The sequence below is a fragment of the Candidatus Zixiibacteriota bacterium genome (assembly GCA_040752595.1).
Lineage (GTDB): Bacteria > Zixibacteria > MSB-5A5 > WJJR01 > WJJR01 > JACQFV01.
Window position 1 is genome coordinate 14,819 of sequence record JBFMGX010000014.1, and the last position, 10,577, is coordinate 25,395.

Here is a 10,577-nt window from a genome sequence, read left to right on the forward strand (position 1 = left end):
TCATGCGGTCGGCGGTTGTGCCAGAACTGTTGGAGGATGAGGAATGGCCGAACCGGGTGATCAACAGCAGGGTTTGACACTCGCGTCCGCGCGGGACGGTTCGGCTCCGGCGATGCCGTCGCTCCGGTTCTGGTGGCGGGCGGCACTGATGGCTTCCGCTTCAGCGGCGGTGGCCCTGGGGACCTTCCGGCTGTTCACGGCGCTGCCATGGGGACACTATTTCCCCTACTATTGGGACGGCGCTTCGGTTCTGGAGTCGGTCCAGCGCCCCGGTTTCCTTCTGGGGACCGATCCCGGTCTGAGCGACTACGCGCTGTCGAAGTACGGATACAGCGCCCTCGTATGGGTTGCCAACCGCTTCGTGGGGTTTGACGCGCCGCTCTATGTCGAGACGCTGTGGTTCCTGGTCTTGTTGATCGCACCATTCTTCGCGCCGGTCTTTCGCACTTCGGAGCGTTTCGGTTGGTTCGGATACTCCGTCTATGCGGCGGGGGTGATCACCCTGCCGTTTGTCCACAAGTACGTCGGCATGGCCAATCCGACGATGCAGTCGACGGCGTTGTGGCTCTTGCTCGTGCTTTTCTACGCGCGGCGACGTGGCGAGCGGGGGGAGTTGATCGGGTGGGCAGTCGTACCGGGTTTGCTGTGCGCCGCCCTCGCGCTGACCGACTACAAGTGGATCCCCTTTGTCGTTGTCGGCGTTGCCGCCGTCGAGATTCTCGACCCGTTGCGACGACGTCATTGGGATGTGCGGGAATCCTGGCGCAGTGAGCGCGGCCGCACGCTCAGGCGCGTGGTCCTGATTCTCTTCTGGACACCGGCACTCCTGGGGATCGTAGCGTGGGCCAACCCGGCATATCGGGAAGCGGTGTTGCGTTACGCCGTCTCGGGAAACACGATCGATGCTCTCCGTCCGGCGGTGTCATGGAATCTGTTGATCTTTCTCTGGGTATTGGGCGGCTTTTGGGCGGCCGTGTGGACGGTGTGGCATTGGTGGAGCGAGCACCGACGCATGAGACGAACGGATGCCTGGACTCCCGATGCGCTGTGGCCGGGACGCGTGTTGGCCATCCTGATTGTCGTGCTGTTCAGCGGGATCATGTGGCCACGTAGCGCGCGCATGTTCGCTCCGGCGGTCGTCTTCGGCATTTTGGTCTTCGCACGGCGGGCACAGCAAACGTGGGACCGCTGCGATGGGCGCGGGACGCGGCAGGTCGTGACGGCGGTCGGGCTGACGCTGGTCATGCTGGGATTCGCCTGGCGCAGTGTCCGGGCGGGGGATTGCCATCGTCTACCGGGGGGCATTGAAAAGATGGCGCGACACATCGTCGCGCACAGGGAGCAAATCGGCCGCGCCCCGGTGGGGACCTACATGCTCCCGTCGTTTGCGCTGGCGACGGGTCCGGCGATCCGATGGTTCTTCCCGCCGGTTCGCGTAACCAACGAGACCGATTGGATCGTCACCAGCGATTTCCTCGATCCGGCGGGAATACGGGAGCAACAAGCGATGCGGCGCTACGACTGGCGCTGGACGGTTGACCGTTTTGAAACACGGGGCATCCTGGGCGAGTCCGGAGTGAAGGTCGCATCATTCCGCAATGAATTCTATACGTCGGCGGGCTATTGGTGCGAGTCGAGCTTTTCGGATGGCGAACTGCTGTTCATTCTCGATCTGGCTTCGAAGGAAAAGGAACCGACTTGGGACTTGCGCTATGTCGGCGGGATTTTCGGGCGGGCATTGCCGGACACGACGGGGATGGGGACAGGGCGGTGATCGCATGTAGAGTGGGTGCTCCGCACCCACCGTCTGCGGGCTGATGTTCCTCAATGCGCGGTGGGTGCAAAGCACCCACCCTACTCACTCCCTGTCCGCGATACGGATCAACTCCAAGGGGCTGAAGCCCCTTGTTTGCCGGGCGTGTCTTGGCGTAGCTGTGGCTTTGGATGATGGGAGAGGGCATGCAATCGGCGATTGAGACGAGGCAACTGCGGCGGGTCTTCCGGGGTGGGCAGGTGCGTCGGTGGTGGCGCAAGCGCACCGGCAATGGGAGCCGCGAGATTGTCGCGTTGGACGACGTCGATCTGTCGGTGAAGCCGGGAGAGCTCTTCGGGCTTCTGGGTCCGAACGGGGCGGGGAAGACGACGCTCCTGAAGATTCTCTCGACCCTGCTTCTGCCGACCAGCGGTGCGGCGTTTGTCGATGGGATCGACGTGGCCAAGGATCCCGAGAACGTGCGCAGACGGATCAACATGGTCTCCGGCGGCGAGCATTCGGGATTCGGCATTCTCACCGTGCGCGAGACGATCTGGATGTTCGCGCAGTTCTACGGCGTCCCGACACGCATTGTGCGCGAGCGGGGCGATCGTATGATGGAGATCCTCGGTCTGAAGGAGTTTGCCAACACGAAGACGTCGAAGCTCTCGACGGGGACGCGGCAGAAGATGAATATCATCCGCGGCTTCGTCACCGATCCGCAGATTCTCTTTCTCGATGAGCCGACATTGGGGCTTGATGTCGGCGTGGCGCGGGAAGTTCGGGCCTTCGTGCGTGCGTGGATGGATGAGCATCCGGGGCGCACCGTGATCCTCACGACACACTACATGGCCGAGGCCGACTCGATGTGCGACCGGGTGGCCATCATCGACCAGGGGAGATTGCGCGCCTGCGACACGCCGGCGAACCTCAAACGCGACTGGGCGCCGGAATGTGTCTATCGGATCGAGATTCCTCTCTGGGTCAAGGGCGGTCATCCGCTGGAGGGACATCCGGCGGTGCGCTCGGTGGACGTCGAGCACCATGGCGACCGGGGGCGCACGCATTTGCGCGTGATTCTCGATTGTGAGGAAGGCGTCGGATCGGTGACCGATCGGCTCCGGGAGCGCGGCGCTGCAGCGCTGTCGGCGACGCGTCTGGAACCGACTCTCGAAGATGCCTTTCTGAACCTGGTGGGTCACGGCTTGGCCGCCGGAGAGACCGTCAATGGTCAACAAGGGGCTTAAGCCCCTTGTCCTCGATTGGAGGGGTGAGGCGCGATTCTATGAAGACTGATCTGTCGACCAATCTGCGCGCGATCTGGGGACGCGCCTATGTGCGCGTGGTCGGCGGCAACCGCGAGGTATCGTGGCTCGTCTTCGAAGTCACCTTGCCGCTGTTGGCGGTCTTTGCCTTCGCCCTGATCTATCGCGGCCTGAGGGCGCCGGAGCAGTACATCGGCTTTGTCGTGGTCTCCGGGGCGATGATCGCCTTCTGGCAGAACATCCTCTGGGCGATGGCGGCGCAGTTCTACTGGGAAAAGGAGATGGGGAATCTCGAGCTCTATCTGATGGCACCCATCTCGCGTGTGGCGATTCTGCTGGGGATGGCGATCGGCGGGCTGTTCATGACCGCGGTGCGGGCCGCGGCCATCCTCGTCATCGGTTCATGGGTGTTCGAAGTCCACTATACCGTCGTCAGTTGGTTCGCGCTGTTGGCGGTGTTCTGGCTGACGATGGCGGCGATCTACGGCCTGGGGATGCTATCATCGTCACTATTCATGCTATTCGGGCGCGAGGCATGGCACACGGCGAACCTGTTTCAGGAGCCGATCTACTTCCTCAGCGGATTCTACTTCCCGGTTCGCTCGCTCGGGAGCGTAGTCGCGTTCGCGGCTTCGGTGCTGCCCTTGACACTGGGCTTGGATGCCATCCGCCAACTTGTGTTCTCCGGAGCGCCGGTCAACCCGTTGTTCTCCGTGCGGACCGAGTTGCTGTTGCTGTTGATTGCGACGTTGGTCCTGAACTGGGGGGCGTTGCGAGCACTCAGGTACATGGAGGAGTTGGGCAAACGGACCGGACGGTTGACGTTGAAGGCGCAGTAGAATGGTGGGCGGAGCCCACCCTACGAATCCGACAGACAGTAGCGGAATCAAAGGCGGCGGTATGACGGCATGAAGATGATATCACCGACGAACGCCTTTGCCGTGCGCGTGCGCCCGTGGTGGGCGGCGGCGCGGTTGGGATGGGCCATTGAATCCAATTGGACCGATCCGTTTGTTTTCTTGACCTACCAGATTGTGCGTCCGCTGTTCGGAGCGCTCATTCTTGTGGTCATGTTCAAGGTCGTCGCCGGGCGGCTGGTGGGAGAGGTGGCATTTGCCCAGATCTACGTGGGGAATGCATTCTTCATCTTCGTCGTGCAAATGATCGGCGGACTGGGGCTGGTGGTCATAGAGGATCGTGAGCGCTACCAGATGATCCGCTACGTCTATTTGTCCCCGCTGGGGCTGGGGACCTACCTGGTGGCGCGGGCATCGGGACGACTGGCCGCGACGGCGCTCTCGATGCTCGTGACCCTCATTGTGGGAGTGTGGTGGTTCGGCGTCCATGGTCACCTGACGCTGGGGCAGCTTCCATTGTTCGTCGTCATGCTGCTGTTGGGGATGGCGGCGACGCTGGCGTTGGGCGTCATGCTGGCGGGGACAACGCTGGTGCTCGCGCATCATGGCTGGTCGATGCCGGAGGGCGTGACTGGGGTCCTATATCTTCTGTGTGGCGTGGTCTTCTCGATCGATATCCTGCCCGGTCCGCTGGCGGCGATGGGGCGACTTCTGCCGTGGACCTGGTGGTTGGAGGGACTGCGCCGCGTCTGGCTTGGAGAGCCGTTCAACGGATCGTTGCGGCACTTCAGTGATGGGCAGGTTCTGTTGTGGCTCATTGTGTCGACTGCGGTCGTCACGGTGCTCGCTTGGGTAGTCCTGCGCGGGGCGGAGCATCTGGCGGTGGCGACCGGGAAGCTGGACCAACGGACGGATCACTAAACAAGATGGCGGCCCTCCCTTGTTCAGGGATGCCGCCCTCTATGGCCCGAACGGTCTTTCCTGGTTACTCTCAGTTCATCGGCCGGTTGTTCTGAACCTTGAGTCGGTCGGGCATAACGGCCGTGTCGTGCACGCGATGTTCAGGAGCCAGTCGCAAGTCTGTCTGCTTATTCTGCAGGACCGCCGAATGCCGCCGGCGATGAGTTCCGGGTCGATTACCGCTTGATTCCGGCCGCACCGAAACGCATTTTCGCACGCAGCGGGCGGGGCAATCCCGCCGCGACCATGGCGCTATCGTCTAGGGGTGAGGACGGGTGGTTCTCAGCCATCAAACCGGGGTTCGAATCCCCGTAGCGCTATGATTGATTCCCGGAAAGGTCCCCGCCATTTGTCAGGAGCGCGGTTCGACCTACTCACCGTAAGCAGGGCTCCTGACCTACGGGGTTCACAATCAGCGGACCAAGGCGCTCTTGCGGCTGCGGGCGAGTTCGCCCACGGCGCCGATGGCGTGAGCGATCTCGGCCTCGGTGTTGAACGGTCCGAGGCCGAAGCGCAGCGTGCCATGGACCTTGTCGGTCCCGAGTTGTTCGTGCACGAGTGGGGCGCAGTGCAGCCCGGTCCGGCAGGCGATGTTGTAGTCGACATCGAGCATCGTGCCGGCATTGAGCGCTTCCAGGCCATCGATGTTGAACGCCAAGACGGCGATGTGGTCGGTCAAGTCATCCTGGCAGTACATCGTGACGCCATCGATCTCTCGTAGACCGTCGCGCAGCGTCCGCAACAGCCGGTCTTCGTGCTCCTGAATCGCGTGGAGTCCCTTCGCCTCGATCCAGGTCACGCCCGCGTGGAGCCCGGCGATTCCGGGTACATTCGGAGTGCCGTATTCGAGCCGGTAGGGATACTCATCGAGGTGGGCGCGCAAGGCGGAGCGGACGCCGGTTCCGCCCGCCCGCGTATGACGGATCTCGACCCCCTCGCGGACATACAGTCCGCCGGTCCCCATGGGTCCCATCAGTGACTTGTGGCCGGTGAAGGCCACGATGTCGATGTTCATTGTCTCCATATCGATGGGAATCTTGCCGGCCGTCTGCGAGGAGTCGATGAGGAAGGTGACTCCCCGCTCGCGACACAGGGCGCCGATCTCCCCCACCGGCTGCACTGTACCGATCACGTTCGACCCGTGGTTGACGACGACCAGCCGTGTATTCTTCTTGATCTTCCGCACGATCGCATCGGGATCGACGAATCCCCGGCCGTCGAAGGGGACATAGTCGACCTCCACGCCCTCCAGACTCAGGTGGTAGAGCGGGCGGAGGACGGAGTTGTGCTCGATCGTGGTGGACACGGCGTGGTCGCCCGCTTTGAGCGATCCGAAGATCGCCAGGTTGAGGGCATCAGTGGCGTTGGCGGCGAAGATCAGGCGGTTGGGGTCGGTGCCGTTGAAGAACCGGGTCAGCAGTCTGCGCGTGTCATCGACCATGTTACCCGCGACCATGCACATGTCGTAGCCGGAGCGGCCGGGATTGACGCCGTATTCGCGGTAGAACCGGTCCATTTGTTCATAGACCGATTCCGGCTTGGGAAAGGTGGTCGCCCCGTTGTCCAGGTAGATGAGTTTGTCCATAGGTGGCCTCACGCGCAGACGACAAGAACCATACCCGTCCTGGGGCCCGAAATCAAGCTGGGCGCGTCGACTGACCGTGCTGTCGGCGCCGTGCGTGTCAAAATGAGAGGGGGACGCCGCCGACTCGCCGCGGCATCCCCGCCTCATGATCCGAGGAATCGCGGCGGCTCAGGGTGTTGTGCAGGGATCGCAGAACTCGGTCGTCTTCACCGCGCCGCGGAAGGATACGTTGATCACGCGCACGACGTCCTGAAGGGTCGTTACGGCGTCGCAGTCGACATCGGTCCGCTCCTGTGGGCATTGGGGATCGACCGTCGGTGCTGCCCCACGGAAGGCCACATTCACACATTGAACGACATCCTGCACATTGGCCAGGCTATCGCACTGCGGGTCACCGACACAGGGACAGAGGCAGGACGGTGATGTCACCGTGATGCGCACCAGAAATGTGTCCGTCAGAGCGCCATCGTCGGCAATGGCCAGGACACCGCGAACACCCTCATCGCCGGGCAGCGGCGCCAGAGACAATGTTCCGTGGCCGTTGCCGGAATCGACGAACGCGGCATAGTTGGGCAGCCCCAGCGCAGACAGGGCCGGGGCCGTGCAATTGGCATCGGTCGCCGAGATGAGCACCTCACGCGTCTCGGACACTTCGATTACGATCGGAGCGACCGGCATCAGGACCGGCGCCTGCGGTTTGCTGATCCGGATGGTCATCTGGTCGCTGGTCTGGGACAGGACCTCGATCGAAATCCCGGAGGAACCTGAGTAACCGTTGCTGGAGGGTGTCGTCGTCGGGGAACAGAGAGTCTGGCCCGGATCATTGGGGGAGTAGAGCGTGCCGACGCGGAATTCATAGGGATACCACCACTCGGTGAACTCGGTCCCGTTCCAGGGATGGGCGGGATCGTATCCGGCGTCGACCACCGTCACGGCATAGTGGGAGTAGGAGGGCGTTCCGTCATTCGGAGACACCAGATCATCGATGTGGGTGATCAAGAGTCCGGCGTCCAGCGTGTCGCGTCCCGGCGTAAACCACGGGCAGTAGGCGGAGAAGTCGGAATTGAGATGGTCGAACAACCCGGCGTTCCCCGGGTTGCGGTATTCCAGCAGGAAGTACTCGGTTCCCTGCGCATTGATGGGGATCTTGAAGAGGTTCTCTGCCGCGTGCTCTTCGATGTTGTACAGCGTGTAGGTTCCCTCCAGACAGGTGGGAATCACCGGCGTCGCCCATCCCAGGAAGGTGCGCGACCAGCCGCAGAAGTGCGACGGACACGAGCGGTTGCCATAGGCCATGATGTTGTACCCGCCGTAGCCCATGACGTCCCAGTCGACCAGAGGATGATCGTTCTCATCGTTGGGCGTGAAGTAGGTCGCGGTGTCCAGCTTACCATCGTAGTCGTACAGGTCGGGCATGCCGAGGATGTGTCCGTACTCATGGCAGAAGACGCGGATGCTGATGATCTCGCCGCTCATGTGCTGCTCGGGCTGGACCGACCAGCGGTCGAGGGCGACGCCGTCAGAGGTCGGCACGTGCACGCCGCGATAGGCATGAGACCAGATGTCATTGGGGTCATGCGTCTCCTCCTGCCCCGGGCCGGCATGGATGATCCAGAGCGCGTCGACATACCCATCGTGGTCGCCATCGTAGTCGGCGAAGTTGACAAAGGGGTCGACGGTGGCAACGATCTCGTTGATATTGTACCAACCGTTGTACCAGGAGCTCAGGTAGACCCACCCGAATACCGCGCCTGTGACCCCGAAGCTGCCGTAAGAGACCTCTTCATAGTAGTCGCGCACGCTGCCGGTCGGATAGAGATGGTCGGAGTATAGGAGAGAGTCGTACGCCTCGGCCGGGTGCAGCAGGGGGTTGGCGGGATGGTTCTCCCATTCGACCAGAATGGTGAGCACCCGACCGGTGGCGGCGGCGGGTGCCAGAATCTGCCGCCCCAACGGTGCCTCGGTTGCCTGTCGATCCGGTGAAAAGCCGGTGATCCGTTCGAATCCCATCCGGGGAATGTCGTAGACGTGAAACCGGGTGGGATCGACCGTGAGTTCGCCGCCGTACTTGGCCGTGATGGTCACGGCGTTGGGAGGGAGTGAGGGGAGACGGGCGGCAGAACTGACCGCAGCCAACAGGAAGGTCGACCCAATGGCCATGAGGCCGAGCGGAATCACCCCGCCGAAGCGTCGGAACGCAGACATGATGTAACCTCCAATGGCCAATGCGTGCGGACCTGTCTCGGGACGCGACAGGGTGGTTGAACGCTACCGCCACCATGAATATAGAGCCCGTCAGTCACTTGTCAATTCACAAGTTGCGTCGGCCGTGGCGACAGCGTCGCCAATGTCCGTTCGCCCAGACGTCCGGCGATGCCGTGACCAATGACCCTGCATCACCGACCGGTCGAGCCACGCCGCAGCGATGGCATGCGCCCTCACCGGGACTTGCCTGTTATTGGTGACACCGAACCGGACAGGGCGATTGATATCCGCCTGTAAGTCTGTTACATACATCGGGGCTGCGGCTCCAGGCAAGGGGCGCGGAGCGGGCGGATCAGCGACGCGATCCGCGATAGGCGGAAGGACAAGGTCGTATGCGGATTCTGGTTCTGGGAGCGGGGTTGATGGCGCGCGGGGCCGTGCATGATTTCCTGCGCAATCCGGCGGTGGAGTCTCTGACGGTTGCCGACATTTCCTCAGATGCGCTGTGCGCCCTACATGAGCGTTTTCCCGATCGGCGGCTGGTGACGACGGTCTTCGAGGCGGATGACGTCGATGAGGTTGAGACGCTGATGCGGAAGGCCGATGGGGTTCTTTGCAGCGTGCACTACGATTTCAACGTGGCCTTCACCGAAGCTGCGATCGCCACACGGACGCACATGGTGGACCTGGGGGGAAACAATGACGTCGTGGCGGCGCAGTTGTCGCTGTCCGGCAAGGCCGAACAGGCGGGGGTGACCGTGATTCCCGACTGCGGGCTGGCACCGGGAATGGTGTCGGTTCTGGTGGCGTGGGGACTCAACCGGTTTGCCTGGGCCGATACTGTGAAGATCCGCGTCGGCGGGCTTCCCCTGTCGCCGGAGCCACCCTTCCGATTCCAACGGTTGTTCTCGGTCGAGGGACTGATCAACGAGTATGTCGAGCCGCCGCTGATGCTGCGCGACGGACGAACTGTCACCGGTGAACCGTTGGGGGACGTGGAGACGGTCGAGTTCGGGCCGCCGGTCGGGACGCTGGAGGCCTTCAACACGTCGGGCGGGCTCTCAACCCTGGCGAAGACCTTTGGCCGTCGGGTCAAGAACCTCGACTACAAGACATTGCGGTATCCGGGTCACGCCCGGGCGATGCAGTGGCTGCTGCATCTCGGCCTGTTCTCCTCCGAACCCGTGCCGATAGACGGGCAGGTGATTGTCCCCCGCCGTCTGGTGGCGGACCGGATCGTTGCCAATGTGCCGTTGGGGACACACGACCGGACCATTGTCCGCGTGGAATTCACCGGGCGTGAGGGTAACCAAGAGCGGGTCCACCGGCTGGACACCGTCGACGAGTGGGACGCCCAAACGGGTCTGACGTCGATGATGCGAATGACCGCCTTTCCGGCTGCCATCATCCTGCAGATGGTCTGCGACGGGCGGGTGTCCCGGCGGGGGGTTGTCCCGCAGGAGGTCGCGGTCGACCCCGACGGCTTCGTGCAGGAATTGGCGCGCAGAGGGATAGACATCCGCGGGATTTAGTCCCGATTCGGCACCGTCGGACCATCAAACGGGATCGTCAACACCCCTTTGTCAAAAAAACTGCTTGATTTCCGGGGTCGGGCAGTCGGATTCTTGCGTCGTAGTGGGCCGCGCGGGCCACTCCCGTGGACGGCCGATCCGGGCGGACACCACCCCCAGGCTCGCAGGGCCCAGTTAAGAGTCAGTAGAATCTCTCTGTGTGGTTGGGTCAAGGTCAACAGGCTGGCTCGGCAACGTTCCTCACACTCGGAAAGCCGACCGAAAATCTCCAGATAATGGGCGGGTGATTGACTTCGTGGGCTGACTGAGCCGCGTGCATTCGATTGGGAAAATGGGTCGGGAGTTCCAGGAGCCTCTAACAGAATGAGACGCGCAAAGTGCGTCGGGGCTTCGGCATGTGTCATGCACTGGTCGCGACCC

7 protein-coding genes and 1 tRNA gene are annotated in these 10,577 nt (G+C 62.6%); 6 read left to right on the plus strand and 2 right to left on the minus strand.

Annotated features, from left to right (window positions below; genetic code table 11):
* Positions 1 to 43 precede the first annotated feature (43 nt).
* From AB1792_04760 to AB1792_04780, 5 genes are all read left to right on the plus strand, one after another.
* The gene (locus AB1792_04760; GenBank protein ID MEW5701523.1) at positions 44 to 1,774 is read left to right on the plus strand and encodes a hypothetical protein; all 1,731 of its coding nucleotides are present in this window, start codon (positions 44 to 46) and stop codon (positions 1,772 to 1,774) included.
* Between the two features lie 185 nt (positions 1,775 to 1,959).
* Positions 1,960 to 3,000 (plus strand): ABC transporter ATP-binding protein, encoded by a 1,041-nt coding sequence (locus tag AB1792_04765; protein MEW5701524.1) that lies wholly within the window; start codon positions 1,960 to 1,962, stop codon positions 2,998 to 3,000.
* A 38-nt stretch (positions 3,001 to 3,038) separates the two neighbouring features.
* Positions 3,039 to 3,857: an ABC transporter permease gene (locus tag AB1792_04770; protein MEW5701525.1), complete on the plus strand. Its 819-nt coding sequence runs from the start codon at positions 3,039 to 3,041 to the stop codon at positions 3,855 to 3,857.
* Between the two features lie 69 nt (positions 3,858 to 3,926).
* Positions 3,927 to 4,796, plus strand: a complete 870-nt coding sequence (locus tag AB1792_04775) for an ABC transporter permease (GenBank protein ID MEW5701526.1) — start codon at positions 3,927 to 3,929, stop codon at positions 4,794 to 4,796.
* Positions 4,797 to 5,083: 287 nt separating this feature from the next.
* A tRNA-Glu gene (locus tag AB1792_04780) sits at positions 5,084 to 5,155 on the plus strand.
* Between the two features lie 92 nt (positions 5,156 to 5,247).
* Here the strand turns inward: AB1792_04780 and AB1792_04785 are convergent.
* Positions 5,248 to 6,420: an aminotransferase class V-fold PLP-dependent enzyme gene (locus AB1792_04785; GenBank protein MEW5701527.1), complete on the minus strand. Its 1,173-nt coding sequence runs from the start codon at positions 6,418 to 6,420 to the stop codon at positions 5,248 to 5,250.
* Positions 6,421 to 6,588: 168 nt separating this feature from the next.
* Positions 6,589 to 8,625 carry a M6 family metalloprotease domain-containing protein gene (locus AB1792_04790; protein ID MEW5701528.1) on the minus strand — a complete coding sequence of 679 codons (2,037 nt, stop codon included), beginning with the start codon at positions 8,623 to 8,625 and terminating at the stop codon, positions 6,589 to 6,591.
* Positions 8,626 to 9,017: 392 nt separating this feature from the next.
* On the opposite strand from AB1792_04790, the gene AB1792_04795 reads away from it, so the two are divergent.
* The gene (locus tag AB1792_04795) at positions 9,018 to 10,157 is read left to right on the plus strand and encodes a saccharopine dehydrogenase C-terminal domain-containing protein (GenBank protein ID MEW5701529.1); all 1,140 of its coding nucleotides are present in this window, start codon (positions 9,018 to 9,020) and stop codon (positions 10,155 to 10,157) included.
* The last annotated feature ends 420 nt before the right edge of the window (positions 10,158 to 10,577 follow it).